Origin of the sequence: Microbispora sp. H10830, assembly GCF_014161375.1 — a bacterium.
Classification (GTDB): domain Bacteria; phylum Actinomycetota; class Actinomycetes; order Streptosporangiales; family Streptosporangiaceae; genus Microbispora; species Microbispora catharanthi.
On the sequence record NZ_JABBWX010000007.1, the window covers coordinates 238,283 to 258,537 of the forward strand.

Annotated in this window: 18 protein-coding genes; 6 read left to right on the forward strand and 12 right to left on the reverse strand. The window is 71.4% G+C overall.

All coding sequences use genetic code 11. The annotated features are described in order from the left end of the window. Window positions 1–325 precede the first annotated feature (325 nt). From HHX35_RS19935 to HHX35_RS19950, 4 genes are all read right to left on the reverse strand, one after another. Entirely contained in the window at window positions 326–1,723 is a 1,398-nt protein-coding gene (locus tag HHX35_RS19935; protein WP_182900264.1) for a WD40 repeat domain-containing protein, read from the reverse strand. A 10-nt stretch (window positions 1,724–1,733) separates the two neighbouring features. Further along, on the reverse strand, window positions 1,734–2,000 hold the full coding sequence (locus tag HHX35_RS19940; protein ID WP_182900265.1) for a hypothetical protein: 267 nt from the start codon (window positions 1,998–2,000) through the stop codon (window positions 1,734–1,736). A gap of 298 nt (window positions 2,001–2,298) precedes the next feature. Then, window positions 2,299–2,949, reverse strand: coding sequence for a protein-L-isoaspartate(D-aspartate) O-methyltransferase (locus HHX35_RS19945; protein ID WP_240809141.1), 651 nt, complete (start codon window positions 2,947–2,949; stop codon window positions 2,299–2,301). An 83-nt stretch (window positions 2,950–3,032) separates the two neighbouring features. Continuing rightward, window positions 3,033–3,599, reverse strand: a complete 567-nt coding sequence (locus HHX35_RS19950) for a cysteine hydrolase family protein (protein WP_182900266.1) — start codon at window positions 3,597–3,599, stop codon at window positions 3,033–3,035. A 94-nt stretch (window positions 3,600–3,693) separates the two neighbouring features. Between HHX35_RS19950 and HHX35_RS19955 the strand changes: the two genes are divergently transcribed. Then, complete coding sequence (locus tag HHX35_RS19955; protein ID WP_139576739.1) at window positions 3,694–4,122, forward strand: Rrf2 family transcriptional regulator; 429 nt, start codon at window positions 3,694–3,696, stop codon at window positions 4,120–4,122. 73 nt (window positions 4,123–4,195) lie between these two features. Further along, window positions 4,196–5,380 (forward strand): FAD-binding oxidoreductase, encoded by a 1,185-nt coding sequence (locus HHX35_RS19960; protein ID WP_182900267.1) that lies wholly within the window; start codon window positions 4,196–4,198, stop codon window positions 5,378–5,380. 53 nt (window positions 5,381–5,433) lie between these two features. Here the strand turns inward: HHX35_RS19960 and HHX35_RS19965 are convergent, their stop codons facing one another. Together HHX35_RS19965 and HHX35_RS19970 are read right to left on the reverse strand one after the other, a co-directional pair. Further along, entirely contained in the window at window positions 5,434–6,243 is an 810-nt protein-coding gene (locus HHX35_RS19965; RefSeq protein WP_310739183.1) for an SAM-dependent methyltransferase, read from the reverse strand. 129 nt (window positions 6,244–6,372) lie between these two features. Further along, window positions 6,373–7,830: a GH1 family beta-glucosidase gene (locus HHX35_RS19970; RefSeq protein WP_182900268.1), complete on the reverse strand. Its 1,458-nt coding sequence runs from the start codon at window positions 7,828–7,830 to the stop codon at window positions 6,373–6,375. 398 nt (window positions 7,831–8,228) lie between these two features. Between HHX35_RS19970 and HHX35_RS19975 the strand changes: the two genes are divergently transcribed. After that, window positions 8,229–9,254, forward strand: coding sequence for a LacI family DNA-binding transcriptional regulator (locus HHX35_RS19975; protein WP_220505637.1), 1,026 nt, complete (start codon window positions 8,229–8,231; stop codon window positions 9,252–9,254). Window positions 9,255–9,489: 235 nt separating this feature from the next. Further along, window positions 9,490–9,795 (forward strand): DUF6401 family natural product biosynthesis protein, encoded by a 306-nt coding sequence (locus tag HHX35_RS19980; protein ID WP_182900270.1) that lies wholly within the window; start codon window positions 9,490–9,492, stop codon window positions 9,793–9,795. Between the two features lie 70 nt (window positions 9,796–9,865). On the opposite strand, the gene HHX35_RS19985 is transcribed toward HHX35_RS19980, so the two are convergent. Then, entirely contained in the window at window positions 9,866–11,038 is a 1,173-nt protein-coding gene (locus HHX35_RS19985; RefSeq protein ID WP_182900271.1) for a mechanosensitive ion channel family protein, read from the reverse strand. Between the two features lie 145 nt (window positions 11,039–11,183). Between HHX35_RS19985 and HHX35_RS19990 the strand changes: the two genes are divergently transcribed. Next, a complete protein-coding gene (locus tag HHX35_RS19990; RefSeq protein ID WP_310739184.1) occupies window positions 11,184–11,609 on the forward strand; it encodes a nuclear transport factor 2 family protein in 426 nt (141 codons plus the stop codon). Window positions 11,610–11,865: 256 nt separating this feature from the next. Here HHX35_RS19990 and HHX35_RS19995 read toward each other — a convergent pair whose 3' ends face one another. Next, window positions 11,866–12,444, reverse strand: a complete 579-nt coding sequence (locus HHX35_RS19995; RefSeq protein WP_182900273.1) for a TetR/AcrR family transcriptional regulator — start codon at window positions 12,442–12,444, stop codon at window positions 11,866–11,868. An 84-nt stretch (window positions 12,445–12,528) separates the two neighbouring features. Here HHX35_RS19995 and HHX35_RS20000 point away from each other — a divergent pair, with 84 nt between their 5' ends. After that, entirely contained in the window at window positions 12,529–13,410 is an 882-nt protein-coding gene (locus HHX35_RS20000) for an SDR family oxidoreductase (RefSeq protein ID WP_182900274.1), read from the forward strand. A 48-nt stretch (window positions 13,411–13,458) separates the two neighbouring features. On the opposite strand, the gene atzF is transcribed toward HHX35_RS20000, so the two are convergent. The 4 genes from atzF to HHX35_RS20020 are packed head-to-tail and all read right to left on the reverse strand — an operon-like array spanning window position 13,459 to window position 20,144. Further along, window positions 13,459–15,129, reverse strand: coding sequence for an allophanate hydrolase (gene atzF / locus HHX35_RS20005; protein ID WP_182900275.1), 1,671 nt, complete (start codon window positions 15,127–15,129; stop codon window positions 13,459–13,461). Next, a complete protein-coding gene (locus HHX35_RS20010; protein WP_182900276.1) occupies window positions 15,122–18,664 on the reverse strand; it encodes a 5-oxoprolinase/urea amidolyase family protein in 3,543 nt (1,180 codons plus the stop codon). The genes atzF and HHX35_RS20010 overlap by 8 nt, the downstream gene beginning before the upstream one ends. Beyond that, on the reverse strand, window positions 18,661–19,332 hold the full coding sequence (locus HHX35_RS20015; protein WP_182900277.1) for an urea amidolyase associated protein UAAP2: 672 nt from the start codon (window positions 19,330–19,332) through the stop codon (window positions 18,661–18,663). The genes HHX35_RS20010 and HHX35_RS20015 overlap by 4 nt, the downstream gene beginning before the upstream one ends. Continuing rightward, window positions 19,329–20,144, reverse strand: a complete 816-nt coding sequence (locus HHX35_RS20020) for an urea amidolyase associated protein UAAP1 (RefSeq protein ID WP_182900278.1) — start codon at window positions 20,142–20,144, stop codon at window positions 19,329–19,331. The genes HHX35_RS20015 and HHX35_RS20020 overlap by 4 nt, the downstream gene beginning before the upstream one ends. Between the last annotated feature and the right edge of the window lie 111 nt (window positions 20,145–20,255).

Below are 20,255 nucleotides of genomic sequence, written 5' to 3' on the forward strand. Positions count from 1 at the left end.
GTCGACTCCTCCCCGTAAGAAGCACGCTCCATAGACCGCAAGCGACTCGCAGAACAAGGCACGTCGACCGGCAAGCCACAGCTCACATAACTGTCGGCGACGGACTCCACCGCCTTTGCACATGTGTTTCCACTGCAGATAACAGGATCAGCCCCTCGGCATTCCACGATGAACGACTATTGATCGCGGCCAGGTCCAACTATCCGCTACACCCACTGTCCTCGAAGCCGGCCCCGCAACAAAGCGCCATGGTTTCTGCCGGCAGAGCTCGTTACGGCACCCTTCGGCCCAGGCAACATTGGCGGCAACGGCTGGGGGTTGGCCGTCAGGGTTGGGCGCACGGCGCGATGTCCTCCGCTTCGTCGAGAGCGGACGGCCAGGCATGTCCGTCCATCCAGCGGTCCCACCACTGCCGGTCGACGTGCTGGAAATATCGCGGGCCGTCGCAGAAGGTCCGTAGTGGATCCTCGCCGACCCCTGCGATGTTCCAGGTGAAAGCACCCCACCTCGGCGTGGCCATCATCACCGTCGTCCCGGATGCGGCCATGGCGACGCCGTTCGCAAGCGTGGCAGGCCCCTTGAGAGTGGCCGTCCGCACCGGACGCGACCGATCCCGCAGATCCCAGAGCATCGTCAGTCCGCCGAACCCGCTCGTCATGGCGGTCTTCCCGTCCGCCGCCAGCGCCACGTTGTAGACCTCCGACATGCGGGCGGGCAGAGTCGCCAGGTGAACGGGCCTCGCCGGTGTGGACAGGTCCCACACATGCGCCCCGTTGCGCCGATCGACGTCTGTCAGCCCGCCTACCAGAGCGGTGCGTCCGTCGGCGCTGAGCGCGACGCCCTCGACGGTGGAGCCGGGCCGGTCCAACGTCGCCAGCCGTACCGGCCGAGCCCGGTCGGTGACGTCCCATACGACGCCGCTGCCTCCCGCCGCGGTCACGACCGTGCGTCCGTCGGCACTCATCGCCAGGCCCCCAACGCGCGACTTCGCAGCTCTCAGCTCGGACAACCGGACCGGATGGGACTTCCTGGTCAGATCCCACAAGGTCACATCGCCGTTCTCGGTGCCGGCCACCGCGGTGCGCCCGTCCGCGGCCAGCGCCACCTTCGTGACCCCGTTGACCACATCGCCCACCACCATTCCCCCGGCCTTGACCGGGCGGCGTGGATGGGTCAGATCCCAGACGCTCATCGAGCCATCATCACTGCCGGCGGTCAGCGCGACTTTTCCGTCCGGCGTCAACGCGATCGCGGTCACCCAGCCTTCGTGATCTTTGAGAGCGGAGATATCGCTTGCTTCGACACTGTCGTCCATTTCGGACGACAATTCCCAAATCTTCACGCCGGTGTGGAGGTCACTCGTGATCGCCAGACTTCCGTCGGCGCTTATCGCCACCGAGTCGACGTTCACGGTGCCGAAAACGACGCTGCGACGGTGGAGGAGCAACGTGTCGGCCAGGCTCGCCCGGGTGACCTCGTCCGGCCGGATCGACACGGCCGCCGCACCCAGCAACGCCGCGTCTTCCGGCCGGGACTCGCGCAACTCCGCGCCGCGGAGAGCGAGCTCGTACGCCGCGGCGATTCGCGACGTGTTCTCGTACCGACGGAATGCGACGGCCGTACCCGCGGCAAGCAATCCGGCCGTCAGGACCATGACGACGAGGGCCGCGCGGGATGATTTTCTCGGGAAACGCGGCTTCGCGTCGCCGGATTCGGCGTCCATCACCTTCTCCTCAGCAAAGACGCAGGCCCGCGGCGTGGACGTCATGGACGACGATCACGGCCGACGCGGCGATCGCGAGGGTCAAGCTCAGCAGGAGCGCCCTTCCCCAGTGACACCACCCGAGGAATGCGAATCTCCGCGAGGCGGCATCCAGCAGCACGACGGAAATGACGGAGACGAACGCGATGGCCCCGAACACCGGGACCCTCTCCATCAGCCACAGGAATCCCGCGAACTTCTCCGGGGCGTTGAGGCTCCCCGTGCAGTTCAGCTGCATTCTTGTGACGAGGCGCGCGTCCAGGACGGGTCCGCCGAGGCCGATCCCCAGAGCGAGCAGCGCCGCACTCCCGCATCCGTGGAGTGGCCGCTCCTCTTCCTCGTCACCGTCATGGGTGATGGAAACTCCTCGCAATCGCGGCCCGATCGGCTCGATGAATCAGAGGCGCTTTTGATCTTACGGCACGAGCCGTCACTCGGATAGATCACCCGAAAACCGCCCTACGCCAATTAATGCAAATCTCCCTGGCGTCGGGCGTGCGGATTCCTGGACGTCCGCCCAAAGGCCGGCCGTACGGTCAGGACGGATAGCCGTAGCGGCCGTGGAGGCGGACGAAGCGGGCCAGCGTGAGGACCTGGCGCGGTTCGAGGCCGATGACGGTGCGCTCGAACAACACGACCTCCTCGCGGCCGCCCGTGCCGATGGGCTGCACCAGGCGACCGCCGAGCCGCAACTGCTCGACCAGCGGCGCGGGGACCGTGGGAAAGGCGGCCGAGACGATGACGGCGTCGTAAGGGGCGTGCCCGGGCACCCCCTGGCCGCCGTCGCCGACGCGCACCTCCGCGTTGCGGATGCCCTGCCGGGCGAGGTTGCGGCGAGCCCCGCGCACGAGGTCGGGCCACAACTCGACGCTGACCACGTCGGCGGCCATGCGGGCGAGCAGCGCGGTCTGGTAGCCGAGACCGCTGCCGACCTCCAGCACGTGCTCCCGGCCGGTGAGTCCCAGTCCCTCGATCATCGTGGCCGACAGCGACGGCTGGGTCGTCACCTGCCCGTGCGCGATGGGGATCGGCACGTCCTCGTACGCGTGGGCGATGTGCTCGGTGGGGACGAAACCGGCCCTCGGGGTCGAGCGCACGGCCTGGAGCAGGCGCTCGTCACGCACGCCCACCGCCCGGACGGCCCGGACGAGGTCTTCGGGACAGGCGGCTGCGGTCACGTCCACCACGCTCAAGTTCAGACGGTGAGCGGCGCCGTCCCCATCCGCGGCCCGCTCACCCTCGGTGATGCCCCCTCAGCCGCGCCGGAACCTCAGCCCGCGTCGGTGGTGAAGGTCACCTCCGCCGTGCCGACGGTCCCCGCGCGGCGGCCGGGGGCGCTCTGCCACTGCCAGTAGAGGTTCGTGTGCGCGATCACCTGCTCCGGGGCCGGCGCGCCGTAGGCGGTGAGGTCCTCGGTGGTGTGCGCGTCGCCGACCAGCGTCACGTCGTACCCCCGGACGAAGGCCCCATGGAGGGTCGAGCGGATGCACGCGTCGGTCTGGGCGCCGGTGACGACGAGACGGCCCACCCCGCGCTCGGCGAGCAGCGCCTCCAGGTCGGTGTCCTCGAACGAGTCGCCGTACCTCTTGTGGACGAGCGGCTCCGCGTCTTGGCGGACCAGCTCAGGCACGTACTGCCAGTTCTCACTCCCCCGCTGGAGATCGTGGTCGTCGGAGTGCTGCACCCAGATCACCGGCACGTCCTCCGCGCGGGCCTTGCCGACCAGGGTGTCGATGTTCCCGATGACGGCGTCGCGGTTGGGGGCGCCCGCCACCACCCCGTTCTGGACGTCGATGACCAGCAGCGCGGTGTTCGGGCGATCGGCAAGAGTCGTCATGGGCTCCACCCTAGAACCGGCCACCGACAACTTCGGTCCACGCGCAAAGCACCCCAAATTGGAGTGTTACATACCGATTTGATAGCGTCAGGGTGTGCGGTTGACGAAGTTCACGGACCTGGCCCTGCGCGTCACCATGCGCCTGGCGGTCCTGGAACCGGGGGCGTCGCTCACCACCCGCCAGGTGGCCGACGCGATGGTGATCCCCTACAACCACACCGCCAAGGCCATCGCCCGCCTGCAGCACCTCGGCGTCGTGGAGGCCCGCCGGGGACGCGGGGGCGGCCTGGAGCTGACCGAGTTCGGCCGTACGGCCTCGATCGGCTGGCTGGTCCGCGAACTGGAGGGAGAGGAGGAGGTCGTCACCTGCGAGGGGGAGATCCCCTGTCCGCTGCGGGCCGTCTGCAGCCTGCGCGGCGCGCTGCGCGCGGCACAGCAGGCCTTCTACGCCTCCCTCGATCCGATCACTGTGGATCAGCTGGCCTCCTCGTCGTCGAGGCCGGTGCTGCTCAGTCTCTCCTGACCTGCATCAATGGGAAGAACCAGCAGGTTCGTGGCTTTAAATTTGCATATTAGATACCAATTTGGAGGATGCCATGCTCTCCCCGGAGTCGGCCGCGACGGTCCGCGCCACCCTGCCCGTGATCGCGGGTGCGATCCAGGACATCACCGCCCGCTTCTACGACACGATGTTCGCCGACAACCCGGAGCTGCTGCGCGACCTGTTCAACCGCGGCAACCAGGCCAACGGTGAGCAGCGCGTCGCGCTGGCGGGCTCGATCGCCGCGTTCGCGACCGCGCTGGTGGAGCGCCCGGGGGTGCTTCCCGGCACGATGCTGTCCAGGATCGCCAACAAGCACGCCTCCCTCGGCATCACCGAGGAGCAGTACGCCGTGGTGCACAAGTACCTGTTCGGCGCGATCGTCGAGGTGCTGGGCGACGCCGTGACGCCCGAGGTCGCCCAGGCGTGGGACGAGGTCTACTGGCTCATGGCCGAGACGCTGATCGGCCTGGAGCGCGACCTCTACCGCGAGGCGGGCCAGGGCTGGACGCGGGCCACGGTGGTCGAGCGGTGCGACGAGACGGCGGACGTGGTCTCCTTCCTCCTGCGCCCGGACACCCCGATGTCCTTCCGGCCGGGTCAGTACGTCAGCGTCCAGGTGACGCTGCCCGACGGGGCGCGGCAGATCCGGCAGTACAGCCTGTCGAACGCCCCGGAGCGCGGCGACTGGCGGATCACGGTCAAGCGGGTGCGCGGCGAGGGCACCCCCGAGGGCGAGGTCTCCGCCTGGCTGCACGAGCATGTCCGGGCCGGTGACGTGCTCGCGGTCTCCGCGCCGTTCGGCGACCTGACCCTGCCCGAGGGCGACGGCCCGCTGCTGCTCGCCTCCGCGGGGATCGGGGTCACCCCCATCCTGTCGATGCTCGACCACCTCGCCGCCACCGGGTCGGACCGGCGGGTGCTGGTCGTGCACGCCGACCGCTCACCGGACGCGCACGTCCACCGCGACGAACTCGCGGACCTGGTCGCGGCCCTGCCCGGCGCCACCCTGCACCGGTGGTACGAGGACCTGCCGGAGGAGCATGCCGCCGGCCACGTCGCCGCCGTGGGCCTGGCCGACCTGTCGGCGATCGACCTGCCCGGGGACGTCGTGGCCTGCCTGTGCGGGCCGCTGCCGTTCATGCGGGCCGTGCGCGAGCAGCTGGTCGAGCTGGGCGTGCCCGCCTCGGGCATCCACTACGAGGTGTTCGGCCCCGACCTGTGGATCGCGGCCGCGTGATCCGGTGACCGGCCCGCCGCTCGCCCGCGGCGGGCCCTCTCACCGAGGCCGGGTCAGCGCAGCAGGCCGACGCCGGCGTAGCCGTCCACGCCGGGAATCCTCGGCAGCCTCGGCTCGTCGGGCTCGGGCCGCCACTCCTCGGTCACGACCAGACCCGGCTCCACCAGGTCGAACCCGTCGAAGAAGCGCAGCAGTTCGGCGTGGGTGCGCGGGGTGACCGCGCCGGCGGAGGTGTTCTTGTACAGCTCGCGCCCCTCGCGGATCTTCTCCTCGTCGAGGTCGCCGTACGACAGGTGGCTGATGGCCATCGCGCTGCCGGGGGCGAGCCGGTCACGCAGTGTGGCGATGATGCGCTCGGCGTCCTCGGTGCCGGGGATGAAGTGCAGCACGGCCACCATGAGCAGGCCCACCGGCTTGCCGAAGTCGATGTGCTCGTTGATCCGGGGGTCGCCGAGGATGGCCTCGGGCTCGCGCAGGTCGCCGTCCACGACGATCGTCTGGCTGTTGTCGGCCAGCAGGGCCCGGCCGTGGGCGAGCACGATCGGGTCGTTGTCGACGTAGACCACCCGCGAGTCGGGTGCTTCGCCGAGCGCGACCTGGTGGACGTTCTCCTGCGTCGGCAGGCCGGCGCCGATGTCGAGGAACTGGCGGATGCCCTCCCGGGCCATGAGGGTCACGGCCCGGCGGATGAAGCGCCTGTTGGTCCGCACGCCCTCACGCGCGTTCGGGGTCAGCTCGATGAGCTTTTCGGCCGCCGCCCGGTCGACGGCGAAGTTGTCCTTGCCGCCGAGGAGGTAGTCGTAGATCCGGGCGACGCTGGGGACCGTCACGTCGATTCCCGGCGGACCCTGCTCCATGTTCATCCGTCCTGCCCCTGATGCGCTCGTACGTTGATCAAACGTAGCCGATTAATCCGGATTTGGCGCATCAAAGGGGGAATTGACCGGCACGCGCCAGGGCGCGGCCGGTCAACCCGGAGCCCCGCGGGCTCCTCAGTCCCCCGCCGGGCGCTCACCCCCCGGGGTGCCGGCGACCAGGATGTCGACCGGGCCCGTCGTGGCGGGAGCGGCGACGACCGGGTCGGCGATGAAGTCGCGCATCCAGTGGAAGCTGGCCTTCGGCGTGCGCACCTGGGTGTCGTAGTCCACGTGCACCAGGCCGAACCTGGCGGAGTAGCCCCGGGCCCACTCGAAGTTGTCCATCAGCGACCAGCAGAAGTAACCCCGCACGTCCGCGCCCGCCGTCATCGCGTCGCGGGTCGCGGCCAGGTGGTCGCGCAGGTAGTCGACGCGCCCGCTGTCTTCGAGCACGCCGTCGTCGCCGTACCCGTTCTCGGTGATGTAGACGGGCGGCAGGTCCGGATAGCGGGAGGTCAGCCCGACGAGGGTCTCGTACAGCCCCTCGGGCTCCACCACCCAGCCCAGCCCGCTGGTGCGCGCGTCCTCCGGCGTGACGGTGCGCACGCCCAGGTCGAACGCCGAGCGCCGGGCGGGGTCGGCCTCCTCGTACGGCGCGGCCTCCACGTGCAGCCGGTAGTAGTAGTTCACCCCGAGGAAGTCCACCGGCGCGCCGATGATGTCCAGATCACCGTCTTGCCGGAAGGAGAAGTCGGTGATCCGGCCGAACGTCTCGGCCATGTCGGCGGCGTAGGCCCCGCCGAAGAGCGGTTCGGTGAACTGCCGGTTGACCAGCAGGTCCATCCGCCGCGCGGCCTGCACGTCCTGCGGAGAGGAGGTCACCGGCACCGTCGGCGACATGTTGAGCGTCACCCCGACCTGCTGATCGGGTCTGGCCAGCTCCCGCAGGCGCGCGACGGCCAGGCCGTGCCCCAGCAGCAGGTGGTGGGCCGCGGCCAGCGCGCCGTGCCCCTCCTTGGCGCCCGGCGCGTGCCGGCCCTCACCGTAGCCGACGATCGACGAGCAGTACGGCTCGTTCAGCGTGATCCAGTTCGAGACCGACTCGCCGAGGGCGTCGTACATCACCTCGGCGTAGTCGGCGAAACGCTCGGCGGTGTCGCGGACCCGCCAGCCCCCGCGGTCCTCCAGCGCCTGCGGCAGGTCCCAGTGGTAGAGGGTCACGTACGGCTCGATGCCGCCCTCGCGCAGGGCGTCCACGAGCCGGCGGTAGAAGTCGAGCCCGCGCCGGTTCACCGGTCCACGGCCGTCGGGCAGCACCCGCGGCCAGGCCACAGAGAATCGGTAGGCCCCCGCCCCCAGGTCTTTCATGAGATCGACATCCTCTTGCCAGCGGTGATAGTGGTCGCAGGCGAATTCACCCGACTCGCCCCGTGCCACCGCGCCGGGCACCCGGCAGAAGGTGTCCCATATCGAGGGCCCCCGGCCGTCGGTGTCGACGGCCCCCTCGATCTGGTACGCCGCGGTGGCCGTGCCCCACACGAAGCCGGCGGGAAAGGTCCGCCGTATGGCGAGGCGTTCGTCGGTCGCCGTCATTCCCTGTTCGCTCCAGGTTCCGTGCCCGCTTCGATGAACAGCCCGGACACGGCAACAGGCCGTGCGGGCGATGGGACCGTTCCCCCGAAGGCCGCGGGACCCGCCGAGCCGTACGGCGGGCACACACGCGGGCAGACGGAGTTCCGCAGCGGACACCTGAACTCCCTCGCAGGAGAAAGGGAAGCGGCTGCGAGACACGACAGCGGCCGAGCCCGTGGCAACGAGAAAGCGCCGGCCGATGCTCGCCATCACACATAAGAGGACGGGGAGTTGTCAAGTCACGAAAACGTGACGAAAGGAAATTCCGATTACTGGTTGACGAGCTTCCCGGCGTTGCCTATTTTGGGGAAACCGGTTGCATGAAACCGGTTACAGCGAGATGCGATAGCGTTTGGTCCGTGGCAACGATCAGAGAGCTGGCGCGCCTGTGCGGCGTGTCTCCGGCGACCGTCTCCCGCGTGTTCAACAACCCCGAGGTAGTGAACGCGAAGACCAGGGAGCAGGTCCTGCGGACGGCCCGCCAAATCGGCTACCTGCCCAACGAGTCCGCCCGCACCCTGGCCACCAAGAAGTCCTTCATGGTCGGCCTGGTGTGGGATACCGACCACCGCCGACCCGGCTGGCGGCACCCGTTCTTCCAGGAAATCCTCATCGGCCTGAAGACGGCGCTCAGCGGGCGCGGCTATCACCTCCTCATGCTCGCCACCAGCGGGGACACGAGCGGGGAGAGGACGGAAGACGCCTACGTGCGCGCCGTGCGCAGGCACAACCTGGACGGCGTCGTGATGATAGACAGCGGCACCTGGGATCCCTCACTGCGGCGGCTGTCCGAATCGGGCGTCCCCTGCGTCAGCCTCGACCGTCCCGTCGAGGGTTCCCGCGCCACATACGTGACCTCGGACAACGCGGGCGGCGCCCGCCTGGCCGTACGGCACCTGCACGAGCGGGGACGGCGAGCCATCGCCACGATCACCGGCCCGGCGCACACGCGTCCGGGCGCCGAGCGGCTGCGGGGCTACCAGGACGAGATGTCCCGGCTGGGGCTGCCGCACCGTCCCGAGTTCGTGGTCGAGGGCGACTTCTACCTGTCGGGCGGCCACGCCGCGATGCGCCGGCTGCTCGAGGCGGACGAGCGGCCCGACGCCGTGTTCGTCGCAGGCGACGAGATGGCCGTCGGCGCGCTGCGCGCGATCGGCGAGGCCGGTCTGAAGGTGCCCGAGGACATCGCCCTGGTCGGGTTCGACGACATCGAGGTGGCCGCGCTCGTGCCGCCGGGCCTGACGACCGTCGCCCAGGACAAGGCCGGGTTCGGCACCGCCGCCGCGGAGGCGGTGGTCTCGATGATCAACGGTGCGGACGCCCCGCCGCCCCGGATCCTGCCGACGACACTCGTCGTGCGCGGCTCCAGCACGCCCCCGCTCTGACCCTTTCCGCCCGCCCGTGGGCCGGAACACGCGCGCTGTCACGGCCCAGGCCCCCTCTCCGCCCGCCTGGGGCCGGACATCCGTGCCGGCCTGGGCCGGCTCTGCCCGCGCGCTGAGCCGCACCGGACGCTCCCGCTCGGGGTATCGGCCTCTCTGAGCGTTCTGGATCGCTGTGCTCCCGGAGGCGCTTATCGTGATGAGGCACCCATCACCCATGACCCTCCGGGGGACTTCTGTGTCCGAGCAGTCCTGGCCTGTCCGCATCCGTGCCGAGTTCGCGCAGCGCGTCCTGGAGCTGCGGCATCAGCATCCCGGGATCCTCGCCTCGCTGGACCAGCACATGACCGCCGTCAAGCACGCCATCGCGGAGCTGGGCGAGCGGGTCGGGCCGGCCTCCCTGCTCGCCTATCTGATCGGCTACTGGGACGGCGCGCGAGAGAAGGGCTGGCGGGCGCCGGGACCGGAGCAGCCGCTCGACTTCGCCACCCTCCGCATGACCGCGGTCTGCCTGATGCTCGACGCCGCGGCCGAACCCGCCTGACTCCCCACCGCTTCCGGCACAGCGGCGGGGCGCCCCTCCCGATGAGGGACGCCCCGCGCGACTGAAGGGCTCACCGGCGCGGCGACGGCGGCTCCTCCGGGGGATTCGGCCGGGAGGAGGTGGGCCGCACCACCTCACCCGGCGCGTCCTGCGGCATCGGCGGGGTGCCGGGGGCGCCCGGAGGGACCGCGCCCGCCGGGGGGATGGGAGTCGTCGGCGCGCCCGGAGCGACCGGCGGCGTGCTCTCGGGGTACGCCGGCCGGCTCGCCCGCGCCTCCCCGGCGCCCTGCGCGCCCGGGATGTTCCCGCCGACGTTCTGCGGCCGCACGGCGCTCTCCGGCTGCGCGATGTTCTCCTGCTGCGCCATGTTCTCCGGCTGCGCGCTGCCCTGCGGCTGCGCGATGTTCTCCGGCTGCGCGATGTTCTCCCGGGACGCGGTGCTCTGCGGGTACGCGGCGGAGGCCGGCTGGGCGAAGGCCCCCACCCGCTGCCGCGGCTGCTCGGGCCGCGGCACGGCGGCGGTCTCCATCGCGTCGGCGCGGCCACGGCTGTAGGCCGCGGCCTGGGCGCGGATGGTGTCGGTCTCGGCCTCCGCCCGGTTCAGCCAGTGCTCCCAGCGCTGCTGCATGGGCCGGACCAGGCCGCCGCCGACGCCGACGACGAGGATGCCGGCCATGGTGGCCAGGATCGCGATCAGCACGGGCGTGGTGACGGTGGTCGCGACCTCGATCTGGTTGAGCGCGGCGATGACGCCGAGGCCGATGATGAACACCGACGCGATCGTGGCCAGCGCCCGGCCGTACGACAGGGAGCCCAGAGCGGCGGTGACGATGTCCTTGACGGCCCTGGCGATGGCTGTGGCGACCACGATGATGACGATCGCCACGGCGGCCTTGGGCAGCCACGCCACCACTCCGGCGAGCAGGTCGCTGACGGGGTTGGGCCCGAAGACGGAGAAGGCGATCTGCAGCGTGATCAGCAGGATCGCGTAGTAGACGAGTTTCGCGAGCAGGCCGGACGTGTCGTGCTTGCTGCGCGCCAGCGCCCGTCCCACGGCCCCGCGTTCGACCCACCGGTCGAACCCGACGCGTTCGAGTACGGCGTCCACAACCTTCCGCAGTGCCTTGGCGACCAGCCAGCCCACCACGAGGACGACGACGAATGCGAGGAACTTGGGGACGAACGTGGCGACCGACGACCAGGCGTCGGCCACTCCTCTTCCCCAGTCGACCGGAGCGGCCATGGGTCCTCCTGTTGAGAGCCTTCCACGACATACGAGGCCCACGGCTACCCGGTGATCCGCGTCTCATACCCGATCCGTGTCCGGCCCGGCACTCAAAGCTTCCCGTATGCTGTACGGTACAACGTACGACAGAAAGGGGCATTTCGTGTACGAGCCGAGCGACGAGGAACTGAAGAGCGTCGAGGACTGGTTCGCCCAGTACGACGCACTCGCCGAGCAGGGGGCGATCGAGCGGCTGGCCGACCTCGCGGTCTTCCCGATGAACCTGGCCACCGACGTGCCGGGCGGCTTCGCGGCCGTACGGCAGTGGACGCGCGAGGAGTACGTCGAGGCGATGCGGGAGGCCATGGGCGGCGGAACGGCGGGGCTCGATCTGGAGTCGGCGAGGACGCCGCACTTCCTCAGCCCCAACCTGGTGTTCGTGGAGACCACGGCGACGATGACGGTCGAGGGCCGGCGGGAGAGCATGCACTACGGCGACCTGCTGGTGCGCACCGAGGACGGGTGGGCGTTCCAGACGATGGCACAGGGCGGCTGGGGCCACGGCTGGCCGCCCGCCCGGCGCGGCTGACCGGGCAGAGGGCCCGGAAAAGACAGACCGCCGACGCGACCGCGGCGCGGTCAGCCTTTCCCGTGTCGCGGAGGGACGGTGCTGCCGACCCGAACAGCGTGCCGCACCTGGCGGCCGAGGACTGGGCGAGGACTGGGACAGGCGGATCGACCTGAACATCAAGTGTGCCGGCCGGAGGCATCTGCGGCCGGCACAGCACAGACACGCGGGATCGTGCCCGGCTGCGCCTCCCTGTTCCCGGTCGGCGCAGAGTCGATCAACCCAGTGACGCCGTCGCCGTGCGCAGATCTTGCAGGGCGGCCAGCGCATGGTGCGCGAGCCCTCGTGCGTCATCACGATCGCCTTCGGACCACTGGGCGTAGCCCCGCTTGAAGGCAAGGACTCCCATCTCGGCCGCGAGGTGCGCGGTCGGGTCCGGCACACCGCGGGCGATGAGCGCGGCGGTCATGGCGGCAGCGAGACCGACGCTCTTGAGGGCGTCTCGCTCCTGAAGTTCGGCGCTGGCCGCCACGGCTGCTTTCAGGCGGGGGCCGAGTTCGCGGTTCGCCGGCCCCATGGCGCTGGATGCGCGTTCGAGACCGGCTGCGACCGCCTCGAGCGGGCTGGCGTTCGGGGGCGCCTCGGCGATCCCCTCCGCGAGCAACCGGCTCAGGGTCTCCTGGCCGGCGACCAGCAGCTCACGCTTGTCCGAGAAGTGCCGGAAGAAGGTGCTCTTGGTAACGCCGGCGCGCTCGGCGATCTGCGCCACCGTGGTGGCGTCGTATCCCTGCTCGGTGAACAGGTCGACGGCCGCGACGACGAGTCGCTGGGTCGTCTCCGGTTGCCATCGGGCCATGAACGACATCATAGGTGATGGGACAAGTGTCCCGTCGGTGTGTATGGTGATGGGACAATAGTCTCGTCACTTTCGGAGAGTTTCATGCACGTCTTCGTCACCGGCGGTACCGGCACCATCGGCTCCGCCGTCGTTGCCGAACTGCTCGCCAACGGTCACACCGTTCTCGCGCTGGCCCGCTCGGACAAGTCCGCGCAGGCCCTCACAGACGCCGGTGCCCAGGTGCTGCGCGGACAGCTGGCCGACCTCGACGTCCTGCGGGCCGGCGCCGCGCAGTCCGACGGCGTGATCAGCCTGGCGTTCGGCGGCGACTACAGCACTGACGAGGCGGTCGCGCAGTCGATCGCCGAGGAGAGCGCCGCTCTCGCCGCTCTGGGCGAGGAGCTGCTCGGCAGTGATCGTCCGGTGGTCACGGTCTCGGGCACGCCCTGGGTGCCGGGCCGCCTCTCCACCGAAACCGACCCCGCGGCGACCGAGGGACCGGTGGGCGGTCGCGGCCGTTCGGTCAATGCGCTGCTGGATCTGGCGTCGCGTGGGGTGCGCAGCACGGCTGTCCGCATGCCGCGCACGGTTCACAACGAGGGCAAGGGCGGATTCGCCGGCCTGTTGACGGATCAGGCGCGCCGCACCGGCGTGTCCGGCTACCCCGGCGACGGCACCCAGCGCTGGCCGGCGGTGCACGCGCTCGACGCGGCGGTCCTGTTCCGGCTGGCTCTCGAGTCGGCACCCGCCGGGACGGTCTGGCACGCCGTGGCCGATGAGGGCGACGCCGTACGAGACATCGCGACCGTCATCGGCCGGCGGCTCGGCCTGCCGGTCGAGGCGGTGCCGCAGGAGAACTTCGGCCCGTTCGGCCCGATCTTCGCCATGGACCAGCCGGCCTCCAGCGCCCACACCCGCGAGGTCCTCGGGTGGCAGCCCACGCACCCCAGCCTCCTCGAGGACCTGGAGAACATCCAGCCCTGAGACCTGCTCACCTGCCGTAGAGGACGAGCCGACCGCCGGCCCAGCGGGTCAGCCATGGACCGCCAGGGATCGGACGTAGGCGCGCCACCCTCCGTGCGCGGTGATGTCGGCCGCCCCCCGCAGCCCTTCCGGAGCGCAGAGGAAGCCGGGCACGTTCGTGCCGTCGGCCAGTTCGACCTGGCCCAGCGTCATCGGGCGGGGAAGGGCCGTGAGCAGGTCGCCCAGCCCTTCGGCGGGAAGTTCCCACACCTCGCACTCGATGGCCGCGCCGTTCTCGGGATCACCGTCCTCAAGCTCGCGGACGAGCCCGGGTTTGGGCGGGTCGGTGGCCAGGGCGTGCAGCCGGTAGCGCGCGGCGGTCGTGGTGGTGGCCACCAGGCGGGCGCCGCGCGTGGTGAGCTCGTGGTTGAGCGGTTGTCCTGACAGGTGCGCGCCGACCACGGCCAGGCGGACGGCCGGCTGGAGCAGCCGGGCGATGGCGGCCAGGTCGTCGTCGGCGTGGGCCCGGCCGACGAGCATGACCCCGTACGGAAGCCCGTCCACCTGTCCGGCGGGTACGGCGAGCGCGCACATGTCGAAGAGGTTGACGAAGTTGGTGAAGCGGCCGAGGTCGCTGTTGACGCCGATGGGGTCGGCCGCGACCTGCGCCAGGGTGGGATGGCGGGGAGTGACCGGCAGGAGCAGGGCGTCGCGGTCGCCGAGCAGGGACAACGCCCGCTCGCGCAGCGCCGCGAGCCGTTCCAGGTCGGCGAACAGGCGGTGGGCGGGCAGTTCGCGGGCCGCGGTGATGACGGAGGCGACAGTGGGGTCCAGGTCCGGGCCGCCTTTGTCGACGAACGCGCCCACGGCGGTGTAACGCTCGGCGACGAAGGCCCCCTGGTAGAGCAGCGCGGCGGCCTCCAGGAAGGGGGCGGGGTCGATCGGGTGGATCTCGGCGCCTGCCGTGGCCAGCCTGCCGGCCGTGGTCTCGAACGCCTCGGCCCAGCCCGGGGCCAGCGTGCCGAGGCCGGCGGTGGCGGGCACGGCCAGCCGCCAGGGTCCGGGGCGGCGGGCCGGGCGGGATGCGGGCAGTGCGGAAGGGGCGGTCATGAGGGCCAGGGCCTGCTGGGCCTCGGGGAGCGTGCGGGCGAAGACGCTGACGCAGTCCAGGCTCCGGCATGCCGGGACCACGCCTTCGGCGGGGATCAGGCCGCGGGTGGGCTTGAGCCCCACGATGCCGTTGAAGGCGGCGGGGACCCGGCCCGAGCCCGCGGTGTCGGTGCCGAGCGCGAGGTCGGCCAGGCCGAGCGCGACGGCGACCGCCGAGCCCGAGCTGGATCCTCCCGAGATCCGGTCCGGGTCGGTGGCGGCGCGCACCGCGCCGTAGGGGCTGCGGGTGCCGACCAGCCCCGTGGCGAACTGATCCAGATTTGTGGTGCCGAGCACGATCGCACCGGCCCCGCGGAGCCGAGCCACGGCAGGGGCGTCGGCGTCCGGACGGTAGGCGTAGGAGGGGCAGCCGGCGGTGGTCGGCAGCCCGGCCACGTCGATGTTGCCTTTCACGGCCAGCAGGCGGCCCGCGAGGGGAAGGTGCTCGCCGCCCGCCACCCGGACGTCCACGGCGGCGGCCTCGGCCTCCACCTCGCCCTGCGGCCGCAGGTCGATCCAGATCTCCGGACGGTCCGCCTCCGCGATCCGGGTGTAGGCCCTGCGGACCCGTTCCAGTGCCGTCTCAGCCACGATCACTCCTCAGCACCACCAGCGGGACGCCGGCCTCCACCTGATCACCGGGGCCGACCAGGACCCGTTCGACCACGCCGTCGGCGGGGGCCAGGACGGCGGACTCCATCTTCATCGCCTCCAGCACGATCAGCGGCTGCCCGGCGGCGATCCGCCGGCCGGGCGTGACGCTGATCTGCCAGACGCTCGCGGTGAGCTCCGCTTCCACCACCTGGCAGCCCGGTGGGAGTTCCAGCTCGGTCTCGGCCTGGCCTTTGGGCTGCTCCGCCCGGTCGAACTCGCCCGACGCCTGCCAGGCCGCCCGCTCGGCGGCGAAGGCGGCGGCCTGCCGTTCACGGAAGGCCGCGATGGAGTCGGCGTGCTCGACCAGGAAGCGGTGGTAGTCGGCGAGCCGGAACACCCCTTCTTCGATCTTGGGTTCGAGGCGCCCCGCCGCCAGGTCGGCGCGTAGTTCCAGCAGCTCTTCCGCCGTCACCGGATACCAGCGGATGCGGTCGAAGAAGCGCAGCAGCCAGGGAGATCCGGGCTGGAACGCGCCGCGTTGCTGCCAGCTCGACCACACCTGCGTCGTACGGCCCACGAACTGGTAGCCGCCCGGACCTTCCATCCCGTAGACGCACAGGTAGGCGCCGCCGATGCCGACGGAGTTCTCGGCGGTCCAGGTGCGGGCGGGGTTGTACTTGGTGGTGACCAGACGGTGCCGGGGGTCGAGCGGGGTGGCCACGGGAGCGCCGAGATAGACGTCGCCGAGCCCGAGGACGAGGTATTCGGCGTCGAAGACGATGCGGTGGACCTCGGCCACGTCCTCCAGACCGTTCACCCGGCGGATGAACTCGATGTTCGACGGGCACCAGGGCGCGTCGTCGCGCACTCCCGCCATGTAGCGGGCGATGGCCTCCCGGGTGGCGGGGTCGTCCCAGGACAGGGGCAGGTGGACGACGCGGCTGGGCACCTCCAGCTCCCCGGTGGGCGGCAGACCGGCCTCGATGCGGAGCAGTTCGGCCAGCAGATCGCGCTGAGAGAGCGCCGCCGGGTCGAGATGGATCTGAAGCGAGCGGATGCCGGGGGTGAGGTCGACGACGCCGGGCAGGTCTCGGGCGGCGAGCGCCTCCGCCAGGGCGTGCACGCGCATGCGCAGGCCCAGGTCGAGCTCCATCGGCCCGTACTCGACGAGGATGTTGTCGTCCCCGCTGCGCCGGTAGGTGACGCAGGGCCGCTCGCCGGTCTCGGGAAGACGGTGAAGCACGCCGCCGTCGCCGGGGACGCCGATCGCGGGGGGCACGGGGACGAAGGTGACGGTGTCTCCCGGCCGCAGCTGGCCGAGTTTCCAGCGTTCGGAGCTGACGACGGTGGCCGGGCAGACGAACCCGCCGAGCGACGGGCCGTCGGGGCCGAGCACGACCGGCATGTCACCGGTGTAGTCCACGGCGCCCACCGAGTAGGGCGTGTCGTGGATGTTGGAGGGGTGCAGTCCCGCCTCGCCGCCGTCGAGGCGGGCCCAGCGCGGTTTGGGGCCGATCAGGCGGACGCCGGTGCGGGCGGAGTTGTGGTGGACCTTCCACTGGGCGGCGTAGAAGTCGCGGATGTCGTCGTCGGTGAAGAACTCGGGGTTGGCGTGCGGGCCCTCGACCACGCCGATCCGCCAGGCGTGCCCGAACTCGGGCCGCTCCACTGTTTCGGCGCTGCCGGGGACGAGGCGTCCCCCGTATCCCCCGTGCTTGAGGGATCCGTGCAGGACGTCTCCGGCGCGCAGGGCCCGGCCGCCGTGGCCGCCGAACCCGCCGAGCGTGAACGTCGCGGCGCTGCCCAGGTAGGCGGGAACGTCGAACCCGCCCGCCATCAGCAGGTAGACGCGCAGCCCCGGCCCTTCGGCGGCGCCGATGTCCAGCACGCCGCCGGCGGGCACGGTGACCGGCTCCCACTGGGGGACGGGCGCGCCGTCCACCGTGACGGGTGCGGGCGCGCCGGTGACGCAGACGGTGGTGGTGTGGCTGAAGCGCAGCGCCGGGCCGCGCAACGTGCACTCCAGTCCGGGTGCGCCGGGGTCGTTGCCCAGGACGGCGTTGCCGTGTCTGAAGGAGCGGTCGTCCATCGGTCCCGACGGCGGCACGCCCACCTGCCAGTAGCCGGTCCGTCCCGGCCAGTCCTGGACGGTGGTGAGGGTGCCGGGCCGCACCACCTCGATCCGGCGGGAGCCGTCGGTGAGCCCGGCCAGGGTGGCGGTGCCGTGCGCGGCCGCCCGTACGGAAGGATCGTCCACGGCGGCGCGCAGCAGCCCGAGGTTGGTCTCGACACCGTCGATCCTGGTCTCGGCCAGCGCCGCGGCCAGCCGGTCCAGGGCCTGTTCCCGGTCGGCGCCGTGCGCGACGACCTTGGCGAGCAGCGGGTCGTAGGCGCTGCTCACCTGCGTACCCGTCTCCACCCAGCCGTCCACCCGCACGCCCTCGGGGAACGCGACGCGGGTGAGCAGGCCCGCGCTGGGCCGGTGGTCGCGGCTCGGGTCCTCGGCGTAGACCCGGGCCTCCACGGCGTGGCCGGCGGCCGCGGGCGGGGTCCGCAGGGCGGCGTGCACGTGGCTCGCGTCGCCCTGGGCCAGGCGCAGCATCCATTCGACCAGGTCGACGCCGTAGATCGCCTCGGTGACGGGGTGCTCCACCTGCAGGCGGGTGTTGACCTCCAGGAAGTACGGCTCGGCGCGCACCGGGTCGTAGATGAACTCGACGGTCCCCGCCGACCGGTAGCGCACCGAAGCGCACAGGCCGGCGGCGCTGCCGGCGAGCTCGTCCCGCACCCGCGGCGGCAGGCCGGGAGCGGGGGCCTCCTCCAGCACCTTCTGGTGACGCCGCTGCAGCGAGCAGTCGCGGTCGCCGAACGTGACGACGCCGCCCATGCCGTCGCCGAACACCTGGACCTCGACGTGCCGGCCGCCCTCGACCATGCGTTCCAGGAACAGCCCGGCCGAGGCGAAGCTCGCGGCGGCCGTGCGCTGCACGCTCTGCCACGCCTCGGCCAGCTCTCCGGCGTCGCGGCAGGCGCGCATGCCGATGCCGCCGCCTCCGCCGGTGGCCTTGAGCATGACCGGGTAGCCGACGTCCTGTGCGGCGCTCAGGGCCGCGTCCAGGTCGGGGAGCAGGCCGGTGCCGGGGAGCAGGGGCACGCCGGCCCGCTCGGCGGCGGCGCGGGCGGTGTGCTTGGTGCCGAACAGGTCGAGCTGCTCCGGGGTGGGACCGACGAAGGCCAGCCCGGCGGCTTCGACCCGGCGCGCGAAGGCGGCGTCTTCCGACAGGAAGCCGTAGCCGGGGTGGATGGCGTCCGCGCCGCTGTCCAGGGCGGCGCGGAGCACCCGGCCGGCGTCCAGGTAGCTCTCCCGGGCGGGGGCGGGGCCGAGCCGTACGGCGTGGTCGGCCAGGCGGACGTGGGCGGCGCCCCGGTCGGCGTCGGAGTAGACGGCGACCGTGCGCAGGCCCAGGCGGCGGGCGGTGGCGATGACGCGGACGGCGATCTCGCCCCGGTTGGCGATGAGGAGGGTGTTCATCGGACCGTCATCCGCACGGACGTGGGGTCGAAGCCGTTGCACGGGTTGTTGATCTGCGGGCAGTTGGAGATCAGGACCAGCACGTCGGTCTCGGCCCGCAGTGTGACGGCGAGGCCGGGAGCGGAGATGCCGTCCACGATGCCGAGCGTGCCGTCGGGCTCGACCGGGACGTTCATGAACCAGTTGATGTTGCTGACCAGGTCGCGTTTGCCGAGCCCGTGGCGGCTGCCCTCGATGAGGAAGTTCTCGACGCAGGCATGCTGGGAGTAGGTGTGGTGTCCGTAGCGCAGCGTGTTGGACTCCTTGGAGCAGGCGCCGCCCACGGTGTCATGGCGGCCACAGGTGTCGCCGACGACGGTCATCAGCGGGGTGTACTCGTTGGACAGCAGCACGCTGCCGGTGGTGAGGAAGATGCCGCCCTGGGCGTGGATGGTGTCGGGGGCGCTGTAGCGGACGGCGGTGTCGTGCGCGTCGTACAGCAGGCAGTCGACGGCCTGATTGCCGCCGAGGTCGGTGATGGTCAGCTCCTGCCCGGCCCGGATGATCGCCGACCAGGGGGCACGGGCGGGCACGGTCACCTCGAGCACGGGCGCATCAACCACGGGCGCATCAACCACGGGCACATCAACCACGGGCACGTCGAGCGTGGGAACGTCGGGCACGGTCATCGGGTCACCTCGGCGGTGTTGAGGAAGGCGCGGCGGCCTTCGGGGCCGGCCTGCCACAGGGGGTCGCCGGGGCCGGTGGGCCGGGAGCGCCAGGCCAGGACTTCCAGCGGGGTGCAGGTGTAGGCGGGGCGCGGGTCGACGGGGTGGGCGGTGTTGGCGATGAGCACGGTCAGCGGCATCTCGGCGCGCAGGGTGACGGACGCCCCGGGCCCGGCTGAGCCGGTGAAGGTCAGGCCGCCGTCGGGGCCGACCCTGACCCCCTGGAAGAAAGAGATCGACGGGGGCAGGTCCCGGGGCTGGAGTCCGTGCTTGGCGGCGGCCAGCTTGAACAGCTCGCGCCCGGCGGGGGCGGGGCCGTGCGGGGAGCCGTCGCCGTAACGTTCGGTGTTGCGCCGAAGGGTGGAGGCCCCGCACATGGTGTCGTGGCGACGGGAGGTGTCGGCGACCACGGAGGCCAGCACGCGGCCCTGGTCCGACAGCAGCAGGTGGCCTTCGCCGAGGTAGGCGTTCCACAGCACCTTGACGGTGTCGGCGACGTTGAGCCGTTCCCAGGGGCGGCCCTCGACGAAGAGCAGCAGGTGCGCGCAGGCGTCGCCGGCCAGGTCGGTGAGGCGCAGCTCGGTGCCCCGGGCCAAAACCTTGTGGGTGTAGCCGCCCCCGGCCACGGTCTCGGCCCACACGAGGTCGGCGGGGTCGACGCCGTCGGGCGGGGTGGGCCAGTCCGAGGCCGGGAGCACCGGCATGGTGTCGCTTGTGGTGCCTTCCTGTGCTCGGGCGTGCTCGCGCGCGCCGTAGGTCGTGCTGGTCGCCATGACGCGTTCTCCTCTGGGGGGTGAATTTCTGTCGCACGACAGAAATTAGGCGGCGCGTGTTTCCTCTCACGCGCCCCTGGGTTTCCCGCCTGTTACCGGAAGCGCACAGCC

Coding starts and splice junctions, on each gene's coding strand:
- HHX35_RS19935 (WP_182900264.1), bottom strand. CDS start 1,723: ATGGACGCCGAATCCGGCGACGCGAAGCCGCGTTTCCCGAGAAAATCA.
- HHX35_RS20000 (WP_182900274.1), top strand. CDS start 12,529: ATGCACGTCTTCGTCACCGGCGGTACCGGCACCATCGGCTCCGCCGTC.
- HHX35_RS19960 (WP_182900267.1), top strand. CDS start 4,196: ATGCTCTCCCCGGAGTCGGCCGCGACGGTCCGCGCCACCCTGCCCGTG.
- HHX35_RS19985 (WP_182900271.1), bottom strand. CDS start 11,038: ATGGCCGCTCCGGTCGACTGGGGAAGAGGAGTGGCCGACGCCTGGTCG.
- HHX35_RS19995 (WP_182900273.1), bottom strand. CDS start 12,444: ATGGCCCGATGGCAACCGGAGACGACCCAGCGACTCGTCGTCGCGGCC.
- HHX35_RS19950 (WP_182900266.1), bottom strand. CDS start 3,599: ATGACGACTCTTGCCGATCGCCCGAACACCGCGCTGCTGGTCATCGAC.
- HHX35_RS19970 (WP_182900268.1), bottom strand. CDS start 7,830: ATGACGGCGACCGACGAACGCCTCGCCATACGGCGGACCTTTCCCGCC.
- HHX35_RS20020 (WP_182900278.1), bottom strand. CDS start 20,144: ATGGCGACCAGCACGACCTACGGCGCGCGCGAGCACGCCCGAGCACAG.
- HHX35_RS19965 (WP_310739183.1), bottom strand. CDS start 6,243: ATGAACATGGAGCAGGGTCCGCCGGGAATCGACGTGACGGTCCCCAGC.
- HHX35_RS19940 (WP_182900265.1), bottom strand. CDS start 2,000: ATGCAGCTGAACTGCACGGGGAGCCTCAACGCCCCGGAGAAGTTCGCG.
- HHX35_RS20010 (WP_182900276.1), bottom strand. CDS start 18,664: ATGAACACCCTCCTCATCGCCAACCGGGGCGAGATCGCCGTCCGCGTC.
- HHX35_RS20015 (WP_182900277.1), bottom strand. CDS start 19,332: ATGACCGTGCCCGACGTTCCCACGCTCGACGTGCCCGTGGTTGATGTG.